Raw genomic sequence first — 16301 nt, forward strand, 5'->3', positions numbered from 1 at the left:
TGTATAACTTATGATATTATGATATTAGTAAAAATTTGTAATCCTGACTTGACAGAATTCAAGTAAGAGATATAATTTTAAAGGCATAGTAATGTAAAATTTACTAAAAAATAAGAAATTTATTTTAATATGGAGGAACAAGAAATGGTATCAGCAGGTGATTTTAGAAAAGGTGTTACATTTGAAAAAGATGGACAACCATGTTTAGTAGTTGATTTTCAACACGTTAAGCCAGGTAAAGGAGCTGCTTTCGTTAGAACTAAATACAGAAACTTAAAAACAGGAGCTATAAGAGAAGAAAGTTTCAATCCAAGTGAAAAATTCCCTAAAGCTGTTATAGATACAAGACAAATGCAATATCTATACAATGATGGTGAGTTATATTATTTTATGGACCAAGAAAATTTTGAACAAATACCATTAAACTATGAGCAAGTTGAAGAAGCAATTAAGTTCTTAAAAGAAAATGAAGTTGCTACAATAAGATTTTATCAAGGGCAACCATTCCAAGTGGAAGCTCCAAACTTTGCAGAGCTAGAAGTTACAGATACAGAGCCAGGTATAAAAGGTGATACAGCTAGTAATGTAACTAAAGCAGCTACAGTTGAAACTGGAGCAGTTGTTCAAGTGCCATTATTTATAAATACTGGAGATAAAGTAAAGATAGATACTAGAACAGGTGAATATTTATCAAGAGTATAAAAATTTATGTATATAAAAGCTTATATGTCTTAATAATATAAGATATATGAGCTTTTAGTTTATATATAAAAAAGAAAGCGAGGGGTGTTACATGAAACATTTATATGAAGAAGTTGCATACTTAAAAGGCCTAGCAGAAGGACTAGAAATTAGTGCTGAAAGCAAAGAAGGGAAAATGATACATAAAATAGTTGATGCATTAGAAGTGTTTGCAGATGCTATTGTAACATTGGATGAAGAGCAAGAAGAACTTCAAGATTTTGTTGAATCTATTGATGAAGATTTAGCAGATTTAGAAGAAGAAATCGCTGACATGGAAGATGATCTTTATGAAGAAGATGAAGAAGATGACGATGAGGACTTCAGCTATATAGAAATGGAATGCCCAAATTGTGGAGAGTTAGTAGAAATAGACGAAGATTTGTTATATGATGATGAAGTAGATGTTGTTTGTCCTGATTGTAAGGCTGTAATATTATCATCAGAAGATGATTGTGATGATGATTGTACATGTGGTGGTTGTTCAAGTTGTGATGATAGAGAGTAAAAATTCATAAGAAATAAAACTGCCTATGATGCCTATGAGATAATTTTGTTTCATAGGTAGTTTTATTTTTATGAGGAAGGGTATTATGTATTTTGGTTTTGCAATACTTGGACAAAAATAGTACACTAGAATTTATAGAATAGGATTTTGGAGGGATGTAGTTATGAAAATAAGTAAAAAATTACTAGATAATATACAAAGATTTGAAAATGTTATAAATTATAAGTTTAAAAATAAAGAATATATATTAGAAGCTCTTACTCATAGTTCATATTCTAATGAAAATAAAAAATATAATTTTAACGAAAGATTAGAGTTTTTAGGGGATTCGGTTTTAGGTATAGTGATAAGTGATTATTTATTCAATGAAGAAACTAATCTGCCCGAAGGGGAACTGACTAAACTTAGAGCAAATATAGTTTGTGAAGATTCATTAAGTGAAGTAGCTAATGATATAAATTTAGGTGTTCACATGTTATTAGGTAGAGGAGAAGAAGCAACTGGAGGCAGACACAGAACTTCAATATTAGCAGATGCATTTGAAGCTGTAATAGCTGCTATATATCTTGATGGAGGTTTTGAAAGTGCAAGACAATTTATACTAAATTATATGGAAAATATAATTTATGACTCAAGAAAAGGAAATATATTTAGAGACTATAAAACACATCTTCAAGAAGTATTACAAGGAAATGGTGAAAATAATATCTGGTACAGACTTATAGAAGAAAAAGGGCCAGACCATAATAAAAGATTTGTGATGGAAGTTGGAATTAATGAAGATGTATTGGGTATAGGAGAAGGTAAGAGTAAAAAGGAAGCTGAACAATTAGCCGCTAAAGTGGCTTTAAAGAAAAAATTATGGGAAAAATAAATGTAATATGTAAAAATATAAAAAGAAATATTTATATTAGAAGGATGTTGTAGATGAAAAAGAGAATTATACCTATATTTGTTCCTCACAAAGGGTGTCCTCATGATTGTATTTTTTGTAATCAAAAAAAAATAACAGGTGTGAGTACCGATGTTACAAGTGAAGATGCAAGAAAAATAATTGAAGAATGTTTAGAGACCATAGATAAAGATGCTGATGTAGAAATAGCATTTTTTGGTGGTAGCTTTACTGCTATAGATATTGATATACAAAAAAGTTTGTTATCGGTTGCCAAAGAATATGTAGAAAAAGGTATTGTAAAAGATATTAGAATGTCTACAAGACCAGACTGCATTAATGAAGAGATACTAAGTATGTTGAAAGACTATAAGACAAGCATAATTGAACTTGGAGTACAATCTTTAGATGAAAAAGTATTATTAGAGAGTGTAAGAGGTCATCAAGCAGAAGTTGTATACAAGAGTTCAAAAATGATAAAAAATAGTGGAATTAAACTTGGATTGCAGATGATGATTGGTCTCCCAGCTGATACAGAAGAAAAATGTATATTTACGGCAAAAAAATTTGTAGAGCTAAAACCAGATTGTGTTAGAGTTTATCCAACTTTAGTAGTAAAAGATACAGGGCTTGAAAAATTGATGGAGCAAAATGAGTATAGTCCATTTACTCTTGATGAAAGTATAAGTATAGTAAAAAAAGTTCTTGTACTGTTTTATGTTAATAATATAAATGTAATAAGAGTTGGACTTCAAGCTACTGATGATATACAAATTGGAAAAGCTGTTTTATCAGGACCATATCATCCTGCATTTAGGGAATTAGTAGAAGCTGATATGATAAAAGATTATTTAAAATTTATTATTTTACAAAATAAAGATGTAAAACAAATGTTGGTGAAATCTAATAAAAAGAATATTTCTAAAATAATAGGAAATAAAAAAACAAATGTGAAGTATATGAAAGAAAAATTTGGTGTGATTTTAAAAACACAAGAATCAGATTTAGATATAAATCAATTAGAAATTGTGTTAGATGGAAAAAGTTTAATTATTGCTAATATGATAGACATTCATAGAAAATTGTATGACATTTATGACCTTTAGTTTTAACGATGAAGGGAGAGAAACGATTTGTATTTAAAGAGACTAGAGTTAAAGGGATTTAAATCCTTTCCAGTGAAAACAGATATTATTTTTAAAGAAGGAATAACAGCTATAGTAGGGCCAAATGGAAGTGGGAAAAGTAATATATCTGATGCTGTAAGATGGGTATTAGGAGAACAGAGTATTAAGAGTCTTAGAGGAGATAAACTCGAAGATGTAATATTTGCGGGTACAGATACAAAAAAACCTATGAATTACTGTGAAGTGGCTCTTACTATTGATAATTCTGAGAATCAATTGGAATTAGATTTTACAGAAGTAACTATAAGAAGAAGAGCTTACAGAAATGGTGAAAGTGAGTTTTTTCTAAATAATAAGAGTTGTAGATTAAAAGATATAAAAGAAGTCTTTTTAGATACTGGTATTGGAAAAGATGGTTATTCAATCATAGAACAAGGAAAAGTAGACGAAATATTAAGTAACAATCCTTTAAGTAGAAGGAAAGTTTTTGATGAAGCCTGTGGTATATCAAAGTATAGATATAAAAAGCAGGAAGCAGAAAGAAATTTAAGTAATACAAAGGAGAACTTAGAAAGAATAGATGATGTATATATAGAAATTGAAAATCAATTAAAACCTCTTTTTAATCAACAGACAAAAGCAAAAAAGTATTTGGAAATAAGTGAGAAGTTGAAGATACTAGAAGTAAATAGCTTTATAAGAGAAATTGAAGGAACAGAAAAAGAATTAAGTGAGGTTAATGAGCATAGAAACGTTATTGAAAAAGAACTTAATGAAAAAGAAGAACAAAAAAGTATTGTAGAGAAAAAGCAAGAGGATATCAATAAAGAGATAGATGTATTACAAGATGTAATTGAAAAGTCTGTAGACTATATAAACTCAATTAAAGGGGTTATATCAAAAAAAGAATCTCAGATAAATTTAATTAAAGAAAGAATAAGAAATTTTACAAATGAAATTCATAGAAAAAATTCAGAAATAAATGATATAAAAGAAAAACTAAATGAAAATAAGCAATACATAAAAGAGTTAGAAAGCAATAAGTCATCAGGTAGTGAAGAACTATCTATTTTGCAAGAAAATATAAAAATATTGGAATCTAATAAAGATAAACAAAAAGTGAAATTAGAATCTTTAAATAATGATATAGAATTATTGAAAGAAAGTATAATAGATATATTAAATAAGAAGCAAGAATTTAGTAATAAGCTATCTACCTTAAATGCAAATAAGGAAAATATGAATATAAGAGATGAAAACATAAGCTCAGAAATAGCAGAATTAAATAAGAGTATTGAAATAAAGTCTTTTGAATTAGATAATATAAATAAAGAATTCAATATGCAAAATGAAAATTTAAAGAATATAAATAATAGAAATAATGAATTAGCAACAGATTTAAAAGATTCAATTAATGAACACAATAAGCTAGAAGATGAAATACAGAAAAGTAAATATAACCTAAATGGATATAACTCAAAATTAAATGTCTATATAGACATGGAAAATCATTATGAGGGGTTTAATAGAGGAGTAAAGGAAGTCTTAAAAAATAAAAGTTTAAAAGGTGTTCATGGAGCACTAGGGCAAATTATAAATGTGCCTGAAAAATATGAGAAATCTATAGAAGCAGCTTTGGGTGCCTATATGCAGAATATAATAACTGATGATGAGTTTAGTGCTAAATCTGCAATAAATTATTTGAAGCAAAATAATTTAGGGAGAGTAACATTTCTTCCATTAAATATAATTAAATCAAATAAAATAAGTTTGGGAAACTTAAAAGCAAATACTAAGTTTATAGGAATAGCAAGTGATTTAATTACATTTGATGAAAAGTATAGAAATATAATTGAAAATATACTTGGAAGAACAATACTTATAAATAATATAGATGAAGGTATAAAATTTGCAAAAGAAACTGGTCACAGGTTTAAAATAGTAACTTTAGATGGTGAGATATTGAACCCAGGAGGTTCTTTGACTGGAGGAAGCTTAAAAACTAATGGGAATATATTATCAAGAAAAAGATACATTAATGAATATACAGAAAAGATAAATAGTATCAAGGTTGAGATTTCAGACTTAGAATTAAAAAGAGAATCTCTAGATAAGGATATAAAAAATATAAAAAATGAAATTGATTTACATGAAAGTAAAATAAAGGATTTAGAAAAAAGTATAATAATAAAAAGTACAAGTATAAAGAACATTGAATCTGAAATTGAATCTTTAAAAGGTAGTATTACTAAATTAGAGAGTGAGAAGAATGATTTGAACTCCAATTTAAATTACACACTTGAAAAAAGTGATATTGTTGAAAAAGATATGGAAGAATTAGATAACATATACAGTCAAAATAAAGAAAAAATTGATAGATTAAATGATGAAATAAAAAAATATAATGATTTATATGATAAAGAAAAATCCCAATTTGATGAATTAAACTTAACCTTAGTAAAGAAAAGAGAGGTTTATAATAGTATAGTTAGAGATATAGAAAGAATAGTTGGTGAAAATTGTGAGCTAGAAGAAAAAAACAAACAACTAGAAGAATCATTAAACTATGAAGAACAAGAAATAGTTAAATTACAAGACTCTATATCTATTGAAGAAAAAGAAAAAGAAAATCTAACAAAACAATTGGGAGATAGTAACAGAAATCTTGAAACTAGAAAAATAGCTAAAGATGATTTAAAAAATAGTTTTGATGAAATCAATAAAGAATTAAAAACTATAGATAGACAACATATAGAACTTAAAGAAAGTTTATTTAAAGTTGGTGGAAGATTAGAAAGATTAAAAACTAGTCAAGACACATATATAAATAAGTTATTTGAGCAATATGAGATGACTCTAGTACAAGCATTGGAAATTAAAAATGAAAATTTAGATATAGATAGAAAATTCTTAGAAAGTCTAAAGAGAGAAATAAGAAGTCTTGGAAATATAAATATAGATTCTATAAAGGAATATGAAGAAATAAAAGAAAGATATGATTTTTATAGTGAACAAAAACAAGACTTAGAAGAATCTATGGAAGAGATAGAAAAACTTATACATACATTAGAAGAAAATATGAAATCTGAATTTGAGATTAAATTTGAAGAAATAAGCAAAAACTTTAAGTATGTGTATAAGAGATTATTTGGTGGAGGTTGTGGAGAATTAACTATTTTAGATAAAGAAAATTTATTAGAAAGTGATATACTAATAACAGCTCAACCACCAGGTAAAAAAATGAAAAACCTAAACCTATTGTCTGGTGGAGAAAAAGCTTTAACTGCAATAAGTATATTATTTGCTATATTAATTACAAAACCAACACCATTTTGTATATTAGATGAGATTGAAGCGCCACTTGATGATGCAAATATATTTAGATTTGGAGAGTTTTTGAAGGATTTATCTAAAGAAACACAATTTATATCAGTAACACATAGGAGAGGAACTATGGAAGCTGCTGACTATATTTATGGAGTTACTATGCAAGAAAAAGCCATTTCAAAAGTTATTAGTTTAAAATTAAAGGAAGCTCAGGAAATAACAGATATTATATAACTTAGATTGACATAGGAGGAAGAATAGTGTTAAAAAAATTATTTGGTTTTGGAAAAGACAAAGAAAAAGAACTGGAAAAAAAAGATGACGAGGTAGAAGAAGAAATAGAAAGTAGTGTTGATAATCTAGAAAATATAGAAGAAACTATTTTTTCAGGGCTTGAAGAAGAAGTGATAGATAAAGTGGAAGATATCGAAGAAAAAGCTGAAGAAGATGTTACTAATGACAGTACTGAAGAAACTGAAGAAGTAGAAAGTCGGATAAATAGTGATGAACAAGAAGTGAAAAGTATCTTAAATAGTGATTCTCAGGAAGATATAATAGAAGAATTAGAAATATATGATGATAAAACTGAATCTGAAGAGATGGAAGATAAAGAAGAAAAAAAGGTTAACTTGTTTGAAAGGCTAAAACAAGGATTAACAAAAGCAAAGCAAGGAATAACAGATAGAATAGATGAGGTTTTAAAATCATATACAAAAGTAGATGAAGATTTACTTGAGGATTTAGAGGAAATTTTAATAACAGCAGATGTTGGTGTAAATACAACTATGGATATAATTGAAAAATTAAGAGATAAAATAAAGCAAAAAGGTATTACTGAGCCTATCGAGGTAAGAGAAGAACTTAAATCTATAGTTGAAGACATTCTTACGAATGAAAACTCTACATTAGATATAGAACCAGCACCATGTATAATCTTAATGGTTGGTGTAAATGGAGTTGGTAAGACTACTACAATAGGAAAACTAGCAAATAGATACAAAAAAGATGGTAAAAAAGTTTTATTGGCAGCAGCAGATACATTTAGAGCAGCAGCTACAGAGCAATTAGAAATTTGGGCAAATAGAACTAATGTAGATATAATAAAACACCAAGAAGGAGCAGACCCAGGAGCAGTAGTATTTGATGCTATAAAGGCAGCAAAAGCTAGAAAAACAGATGTATTAATATGTGATACAGCAGGAAGATTACACAATAAAGCTAATCTTATGAATGAGCTTGGCAAAGTATTTAAAATAGTAGATAGAGAATTCCCAGAGGCAAAGCGTGAAGTACTTCTTGTAGTAGATGCCACAACAGGTCAAAATGCAGTTGTTCAAGCAAAGACATTTAAAGAAGTTGCAGACATAACAGGTATAGTGCTTACAAAACTTGATGGGACTGCAAAAGGTGGAGTAGTACTTGCAGTAAAATCAGAAGTAGATGTACCTGTAAAACTTATTGGAGTTGGAGAAAGAGTAGAAGACCTACAAGATTTTAATGCAAAATCATTTTCAGATGCATTATTTGGTAACTAGTATTCTTTTAAAAATAATGGTTGACAAGAGTGTTTATATGATATAAAATACAATAGTGTAAAGTAGATAACCTTTACAGTATACTGCTAGGAAGTGTAAGATATGAATATAGAAAAAATGGTCGAAATTGGATTGTTATTTGAACAATATAAAGAATTATTAACTGACAAGCAGAAAGAAATAGTAGCTCTATACTATGAAGAAGATTATTCTTTAGGTGAAATTAGTGAAAATCTGAATGTATCAAGACAAGGTGTGTATGACACTTTGAAACGTTCAGAGAAAATACTAAGAGATTATGAAGAAAAGTTACACTTAGTATCTAAGATTCAAGAGCAGGAAAAAAATATTAAAAGTATAAAAGATAAAATTATTGACATTAAAGAAGATTTATTGCACAATAGAGATTGTGCTAATTTAATCCCTAAGCTAGAAAATATAGAAGATGTATGTAGGGAGATGATAAAATGATATTTGAAGGATTGTCTGATAAACTACAAGGGGCATTTAGTAAGTTAAAATCAAAAGGAAAACTTACAGAAGTAGATGTAAAAAATGCTATGAGAGAAGTTAAACTTGCTCTTCTTGAAGCAGATGTTAACTTTAAAGTAGTTAAAGATTTTATAAAAAAAGTTCAAGAAAGATGTGTTGGACAAGAAGTTATGCAAAGCTTAACTCCAGCTCAGCATGTAATCAAGATTGTAAATGAAGAGCTTACGAGCTTAATGGGGGATGTACAAAGTAAAGTAATGATTTCCTCAAAACCTCCTACAATTTTAATGATGGTTGGATTGCAAGGAGCAGGTAAAACTACTACAGCAGGAAAACTTGGAGGATATTTTAAAAAGCAAGGCAAGAAACCTTTATTAGTAGCTTGTGATATTTATAGACCAGCAGCTATAAAGCAACTTCAAGTTGTTGGAGAAAAATTGGATATACCTGTATTTAATATGGGTGATAAAGAAAATCCAGTAAATATTGCAAAAGCAGGTTTAAGCCATGCAATTAAAAATGCAAATGATTTAGTTATTATAGATACAGCTGGTAGACTTCATATAGATGAAGTGCTTATGGATGAGTTAAAATCTATTAAGTCAGAAGTTAAACCACATGAAATACTTTTGGTTGTAGACTCTATGACAGGACAAGATGCTGTAAATGTTGCAGAAAGTTTCAATGAAGCACTTGGTGTTGATGGAGTAGTATTAACTAAATTAGATGGAGATACTAGAGGTGGTGCTGCACTTTCAATAAGAGCAGTTACACAAAAACCTATAAAGTTTATGGGTATGGGAGAAAAACTAGATGATATAGAGCCTTTCCACCCAGACAGAATGGCATCAAGAATCCTAGGTATGGGAGATGTCTTAAGCTTAATAGAAAAAGCACAAGAAAACATAGACTTGGAAAAAGCTAAGGAATTAGAACAAAAAATCAAAAAGCAAGAACTTGATTTTGAGGATTTCTTACAACAAATGGAACAAATACAAAATATGGGACCTCTTGACAAGATAATTGGCATGATACCTGGTATGGGAAATGTAAAAGACCAACTTGGAGATGTAGATTTGAATGGCAAAGAAATGAATAGAACTAAAGCCATAATTCAATCAATGACTACATATGAGAGAAGAAACCCAGGAGTATTAAATGCTTCTAGAAAGAAAAGAATAGCTAGAGGTAGTGGAACTAGTGTACAAGATGTAAATAGACTTATAAAACAACTTAATGAAATGAAAAAAATGATGAAGATGTTTGCTGGTTCACAAAAGAGTATGAAGAAAAGGGGCGGCTTAGGCGGTTTACCTTTTTTTAAATAAAATATAAAAAAGTAAAAATTATTCGGAGGTGACTGTAATGGCAGTTAAAATAAGATTAAAAAGAATGGGAGCTAATAAAAAACCTTTCTACAGAATAGTAGTAGCTGATTCAAGAGCTCCAAGAGATGGAAAATTTATAGAAGAAATAGGATACTATAATCCAGTTTCTGAACCTAAGCAAGTAAGAATAAATGATGAAAAAGCTATAAAATGGTTAACTACTGGTGCTCAACCAACAGAAGTAGTTAAAAAATTACTTGTAAAAAATGGAGTAATAGAAAAATTCGAAGCTTCTAAACAAGCAAAATAATTTTTTCTTGGCGATTAGTTTAAGTAAGTACTCATTGCTGAGGTTACTTTAGGAGATGAAATATATGAAAGAGCTAGTTGTAGATATAGCTAAGGCTCTAGTTGATAATCCTGATTCAGTTGTCGTTGAGGAATTTGAAGATAATGATGGTATAGTCTTAAAACTTACAGTTGCTCAAGATGATATGGGTAAGGTTATTGGGAAGCAGGGAAGAATAGCTAAAGCTATAAGAACTGTCGTAAGATCTGTTGCAAATAGAGAAAATGTAAAAGTTTCTCTTGAGATAGTGTAAATATGAGGATTAGGTATAATACCTAGTCCTTTTTATATAATTATATGTAGTTTTAAGAATTTATGATGATATGAGTATATAAGATTAAATTTTTTAAGAAGGTGATAGCATGAAAGAAAAAGTAACTCATTTTAAGATAGGTCAAATAGTAAATACACAAGGTTTAAAAGGTGAGGTAAGAGTTTATCCACTTACTGATGATATAGATAGATTTGATGAGTTAAAAGATTTCTATCTAGGAAAAGATTTAAATAATAAGTGGATTGTTGAGAAGGTAAGATACAAAGGTTCTATGGTTATAATGAAGATAAAAGATATAGATAGTATAGAAAAAGCAGAAAAGCTAAAAAATAAATTTATGTACGTGTCTAGAGAAGATAGTAGAGAGCTTGAAGAAGGCGAATTTTTTATAGCAGATATGATTGGTATGGAAGTTTTAACTGTAGACGGAAAATATGTAGGAGTGTTAGAAGATGTTCTCCAATATTCTGCAAATGATGTTTATGTAATAAAAGGTGATGAAGATAAAGAATTTATGATACCAGCTATTAAAAAATTTGTACCTACAATAGACATTGATGACAGAAAAATGATTATAGACCCTATTAAGGGAATGATTGATTAGGTGGTAATATGAGATTTCATATAATGACGCTTTTTCCAGAAATATTTCATTCATATATGAATGAAAGTATAATGAAAAGAGCTGTTGAAAAAGGTATAATTGAAGTTAATATATATAATATAAGAGATTTTTCTGATAATAAACATAAAAAAGTAGACGATTATCCATTTGGAGGAGGAGCTGGGATGGTAATGACTCCTCAACCAATATATGACACGTATAAGCATATAATAACAACCTATAATATAAATAATCCAAGAGTAATTTATTTAACTCCAAAAGGGAAGGTATACAATCAATCCATAGTAAAACAGATGTCTGTCAAAGAGGACATAATACTGCTATGTGGTCATTATGAAGGAATAGATGAAAGAATCATTGATTTAATCGTAACTGATGAAATTTCAATTGGAGATTATGTACTAACTGGAGGAGAACTTCCAGCACTTATAATGATAGATTCTATATCAAGACTAATACCAGGTGTATTAAATCAAGATGAATCTTTTGAAGAAGAATCATTTAAAGATAACTTGTTAGAATATCCTCATTATACTAGACCTAGAGACTTTGAAGGATTAAAAGTACCAGAAGTCCTTTTATCAGGTAATCATAAAAAGATAGATGAGTGGAGAAGAGAAGAATCTATAAGAATAACTAAAGAAAGACGATTAGACTTATATAAAAAATCTCAAAAAAAATAAAAAGAGAATAAATAATTAATATACATGTATACAGTAAAGTACCTATAAATGGAATTAAAAACATAAAAGTGCTTGTAATAAATATTGAAGTATAGTATAATATAAAATGTTGAAAATACGGGCGTTCCTCTGTTTACACTGGTCGGGTAGTTAAGAACGTCTATGATATTTAGGAGGAAGAAAGATGAATGAAATGCTAAGAGCAATTGAGCAAGAACAATTAAAAAATGAAGTTCCTAATTTTGGACCTGGGGACACAGTTAAAGTACACGTTAGAATTATAGAAGGAAAAAGAGAAAGAATACAAGTATTTGAAGGTGTAGTATTAAAGAGACAAGGTGGAGGAGCAAGAGAAACTTTCACAGTTAGAAAAATGTCTTTCAATGTTGGTGTAGAAAGAACTTTCCCAGTTCACTCTCCAAAAATAGAAAAAATAGAAGTTACTAGAAAAGGTAAAGTAAGAAGAGCTAAACTAAACTACTTAAGAGGTAGAGTAGGTAAAGCTGCTAAGATAAAAGAAGCTAGAAATAGATAATTAAAAACTTTACTTATAAATGGGGGGCTGATTTATCAGTCCTCTTTCTATTTTAATGAAAATTACAGCAAATAATTATATTAGAAATAAATAGAACTATTTGTTGAAAATATATATTATTTATTTATGAATTTATACCTTTTAAAATGAAAAATAAAATCAATAAATATTGAATTATATTTCGAAATAATATTAAAATAAGAAGAGAATATTATGTAAAGTAGGATGTTAAAAGCATGACAATACAATGATTTAAATAAATTTATTTTTTAATTATAATTAAGATATAATAATATAATCTTTTAAAGGAGTGATATACATGTCAAATGAATATGAAGAGTATCTTATGGATGACAATCTACATATAAACTGGTATCCAGGTCATATGAAAAAAACTAAGGAGTTGGTAAAAAACAACTTAAAATTGATTGATGTAGTTATTGAACTGTTAGATGCCAGAATACCATTTAGTAGTAAAAATCCAGATATAGATAAGCTTGTAGGTGATAAACCAAGAGTAGTTGTACTTAATAAAAGTGATATGGCAGACAGAGATAAATTAAATCAATGGGTAGAGTACTATAAAAAAATCAATATAAAAGCTATACCTGTAGACACAATAAAAGGAGTTGGCATAAATAAGATAATAGAAGAATGTAAGAATGTAACTAGAGAAAAAATGAATAATTTAAAGGATAAAGGGAGAAAAGAAAGAGCTATACGAATAATGATAGTTGGGGTTCCAAATGTTGGTAAATCATCTCTTATAAACAAATTAACAGGAAGAAAAAGTACACAAACAGGAGATAAGCCAGGAGTAACTAAAGGTAAACAATGGGTTAGATTAAAGGGAAACCTTGAACTTCTAGATACACCTGGGATACTTTGGCCTAAGTTTGAAGACCAAGAAGTTGCTTTAAATTTAGCCTTTAGTAGAGCTATAAAGGATGAGATTTTAGATACTGAAACTTTAGCATTAAGACTCATAGAAAAACTTATGAAAATAGCTCCTGAGAATCTGAAAGCGAGATATAAATTGGATACTCTAGGAGAAACTCCAATTGAAACTATGGATATGATTGGTCATAAAAGAGGATTTATAACAGGTAAAAAAGAGCTTGATTATACACGCATAGCTACAACTGTTTTAAATGAATTTAGAGATGGAAAAATAGGCAATATAACTCTAGAAGTACCAGAGAATGTTAAAAGATAGATTTTAAAGCTAGTTAAAAAAATTAATATTATAAGCTAAAAAAAGCCTTTTCCTAAAGGTTTTTTTTACTTTTTTGAAATATAGACAAATATTGTCATGCGAAAGTGTAAATTAGATTAGAAAACCTTTAAAAACATTAATTTAAGACAAATATGCCTAATTTTTTGAAAATTAAAATGAGTATGATTATTTCAAATTTTGGTATATTGACTTGCTTGTTTCGTATAATATATAATAAGCACAAATCAATACAATATATTAAAAATTTAATTTATTTAGTTTTATTAATTTAATAATAAGCTCTTATTGTTTCAATTAAGTTATATATGTAAGTTATGCAAGCGTAAACAATTGAGGAATTTTATTAATTTAATAAGGTTAAAAAGGGGGATTTTATAATGGGTAAGACCAAGGATATTATAGTATTTGGATTTGCATTATTCGCAATGTTCTTTGGAGCAGGTAACTTAATATTTCCACCATACTTGGGAATAATTACAGGTCCAGAGTGGTTAATTGCCTTCTTAGGATTTACATTTGCCGATGCTGGCTTAGCACTTCTAGCAGTAATGGCTACAGCTAAATTCGATGGAAACGTAATTGAAATGTTTAAAAGATGTGGTATGAAATTAGGTATTCTTATAGGTTGTGCAGATATTTTATGCATAGGACCATTCCTAGCTATACCAAGAACAGGTGCAACAACTTATGAAATGGGTATGATGCCTTTATTTGGAACTTCGATTCCAGTGTTATTATTCTGTATAGTTTATTTTGCGATATCATATGTATTAACGATAAGACCTTCTAAGGTCGTAGATATAGTTGGACAATTTTTAACACCAGCTCTTCTAATAGCTTTAGCATTTATAATTATAAAAGGTGTTGTATCTCCTCTTGGAGAGATAATAGATAAGCCTATGATACCTAATGTATTTGCAGAAGGTATAGGTCAAGGATATCAGACGATGGATGCCTTTGCAGCGATAGCACTTGCATCAGTGTTGATAGTGTCTTTAAATGAAAAAGGATATACTTCTATTAGTGAGAAATTAAAAATGATTGGTAAAGCTGGTGTACTTGCTTGTGGAGGTCTAGCTATAGTTTATGGTGGATTATGTTTCCTTGGAGCAACTGTATCAACAATGTATGGAACAGATGCAGTACAATCACAAGTAATAGTAAATATAACACAAGGATTACTTGGTAATGTTGGGAAAGCGATTTTAGCAATAGTAGTATCATTAGCATGTTTAACTACATCTATAGGTCTTACGTCTGCTACAGGACAATATTTCTCTAGACTTACAAAAGGTAAATTAAGTTATGAAAAAATAGTATTAGCTGTATCTGTATTCAGTGCAGTAGTAGCATCTTTTGGTGTTGGAACTATAATAAAGATAGCATCTCCTATATTGAGTATAGTTTATCCACCATCAATTGTTTTAATAATTTTAGCATTCTTCAATGAAAAAATTAAGAATGATAATGTTTACAAAGGAGCAGTATACATGTCACTACTTGTAAGTATATTGACAGTTATATCTACTTACGGAGTAAATGTTCCTGTAGTAAATTCTTTACCACTTTCTTCATTAGGATTTAACTGGGTGGTTCCAGTTATAATAGCTGGAATAATTGGTAATTTTATACCATCAAAGAGTCAATCTAATACACTTGGAACAAATTAAACTTTATTTAATTAAAATATAATTACCTATAAATAAAAGAGTTATCTATAATAAATTAAATTATTTATATAGATAACTCCTTTTATTTTTAGTTTCTATACTAATTGTTTGCTTTTGGATGTAAAAATATAAGAAAATATTAGAAAAAATATATAGTTTATTTTTTAACAATAATAAAGATTAAAAAAAGAATTTTGGATGAATTTTATAAGTTTAGTTATATGTAGTAGCTGATTTTTACAAAAATATTATATAAATAAAATTATAACAATAATAAAATAATAAAATAAAATTTAAGTCATTTACATATATAAATGAATTGAGCAAAGCACTAAATTGTTTTTATAGAGGTATATATTAAGAATTTTTAGTTAATTTTGAAATATAAGTATGTTTATGTGGATACTAGCAACTGCAAAGTTTAAGTAAGTTGGAAGTTAGAAAATAATTACGATGAAGAAAAGTAAGATTGTAAATCATAATAAGGAATTTTCAGAAAAAACGATTTCAAGCATAAAAAAGAAGTGAAAAATCTATAGGTGTAGAACGGTTATTCAATAAAATTAGGAGTTAATTTAGCAAAATAAATACAAAATCCTACAAGAATTAACGTAAATAAGAGTTGTGACAAAAGGAAAACGATTTTTCGGATATCATAATTTTGAAAATTTAAAAAATTAAAAATCATATTGACGGCTTTTTTTTAGAATTATATAATAAACACAAAATATTTAAAATTTAAACTGAATTAAAAAGATTATATAAAAATAGTAAGGAGGTTGATATACAGTATTACATAAAGCAACTTAAATTAGGAATAATTCAAAAAATGGTAAAATTTAGAAAATTCAAAAAAGTTAGAATTTTTAATTTTGTCAAGAAAACTTAGTAAAAAAATGAAAAACCAGTCATGTTTAAAGTATACAGGTTGATTTTATTTAATTAAGAAAGTTGTATTAAATATTGCGAAGATTTTAT

At 28.1% G+C, this 16301-nt stretch carries 15 protein-coding genes; all 15 read left to right on the forward strand.

What is annotated here, in order from left to right:
* Positions 1-144: 144 nt before the first annotated feature.
* The 15 genes from efp (at position 145) to brnQ (ending at position 15323) form a co-directional block, all read left to right on the forward strand.
* Complete coding sequence (gene efp, locus ACTG44_RS06475; RefSeq protein WP_021383927.1) at positions 145-702, forward strand: elongation factor P; 558 nt, start codon at positions 145-147, stop codon at positions 700-702.
* 91 nt (positions 703-793) lie between these two features.
* The gene (locus ACTG44_RS06480) at positions 794-1249 is read left to right on the forward strand and encodes a CD1247 N-terminal domain-containing protein (RefSeq protein ID WP_479921482.1); all 456 of its coding nucleotides are present in this window, start codon (positions 794-796) and stop codon (positions 1247-1249) included.
* Positions 1250-1412: 163 nt separating this feature from the next.
* On the forward strand, positions 1413-2123 hold the full coding sequence (rnc, locus tag ACTG44_RS06485; RefSeq protein WP_021383953.1) for a ribonuclease III: 711 nt from the start codon (positions 1413-1415) through the stop codon (positions 2121-2123).
* 53 nt (positions 2124-2176) lie between these two features.
* Complete coding sequence (locus ACTG44_RS06490) at positions 2177-3247, forward strand: elongator complex protein 3 (RefSeq protein WP_021383936.1); 1071 nt, start codon at positions 2177-2179, stop codon at positions 3245-3247.
* A gap of 27 nt (positions 3248-3274) precedes the next feature.
* The gene (smc, locus tag ACTG44_RS06495) at positions 3275-6829 is read left to right on the forward strand and encodes a chromosome segregation protein SMC (RefSeq protein WP_021383946.1); all 3555 of its coding nucleotides are present in this window, start codon (positions 3275-3277) and stop codon (positions 6827-6829) included.
* A gap of 26 nt (positions 6830-6855) precedes the next feature.
* Positions 6856-8130 (forward strand): signal recognition particle-docking protein FtsY, encoded by a 1275-nt coding sequence (gene ftsY, locus ACTG44_RS06500; RefSeq protein ID WP_021383973.1) that lies wholly within the window; start codon positions 6856-6858, stop codon positions 8128-8130.
* Between the two features lie 102 nt (positions 8131-8232).
* Entirely contained in the window at positions 8233-8601 is a 369-nt protein-coding gene (gene ylxM / locus ACTG44_RS06505; protein WP_021383968.1) for a YlxM family DNA-binding protein, read from the forward strand.
* Positions 8598-9950 (forward strand): signal recognition particle protein, encoded by a 1353-nt coding sequence (gene ffh, locus ACTG44_RS06510; RefSeq protein ID WP_021383940.1) that lies wholly within the window; start codon positions 8598-8600, stop codon positions 9948-9950. Before ylxM ends, ffh begins: the two co-directional genes overlap by 4 nt.
* 37 nt (positions 9951-9987) lie before the next feature.
* The gene (gene rpsP, locus ACTG44_RS06515; RefSeq protein ID WP_479921483.1) at positions 9988-10260 is read left to right on the forward strand and encodes a 30S ribosomal protein S16; all 273 of its coding nucleotides are present in this window, start codon (positions 9988-9990) and stop codon (positions 10258-10260) included.
* Between the two features lie 64 nt (positions 10261-10324).
* Positions 10325-10552: a KH domain-containing protein gene (locus ACTG44_RS06520; protein ID WP_021383925.1), complete on the forward strand. Its 228-nt coding sequence runs from the start codon at positions 10325-10327 to the stop codon at positions 10550-10552.
* Between the two features lie 109 nt (positions 10553-10661).
* Positions 10662-11177: a ribosome maturation factor RimM gene (gene rimM, locus ACTG44_RS06525; protein ID WP_021383932.1), complete on the forward strand. Its 516-nt coding sequence runs from the start codon at positions 10662-10664 to the stop codon at positions 11175-11177.
* An 8-nt stretch (positions 11178-11185) separates the two neighbouring features.
* The gene (gene trmD / locus ACTG44_RS06530; RefSeq protein ID WP_021383926.1) at positions 11186-11881 is read left to right on the forward strand and encodes a tRNA (guanosine(37)-N1)-methyltransferase TrmD; all 696 of its coding nucleotides are present in this window, start codon (positions 11186-11188) and stop codon (positions 11879-11881) included.
* A gap of 184 nt (positions 11882-12065) precedes the next feature.
* Complete coding sequence (gene rplS / locus ACTG44_RS06535; RefSeq protein ID WP_021383988.1) at positions 12066-12416, forward strand: 50S ribosomal protein L19; 351 nt, start codon at positions 12066-12068, stop codon at positions 12414-12416.
* 319 nt (positions 12417-12735) lie between these two features.
* Complete coding sequence (gene ylqF / locus ACTG44_RS06540) at positions 12736-13632, forward strand: ribosome biogenesis GTPase YlqF (protein ID WP_021383977.1); 897 nt, start codon at positions 12736-12738, stop codon at positions 13630-13632.
* Between the two features lie 398 nt (positions 13633-14030).
* The gene (gene brnQ / locus ACTG44_RS06545) at positions 14031-15323 is read left to right on the forward strand and encodes a branched-chain amino acid transport system II carrier protein (protein ID WP_021383960.1); all 1293 of its coding nucleotides are present in this window, start codon (positions 14031-14033) and stop codon (positions 15321-15323) included.
* The last annotated feature ends 978 nt before the right edge of the window (positions 15324-16301 follow it).

The sequence above is a fragment of the Clostridioides sp. LIBA-2809 genome, from assembly GCF_056688965.1.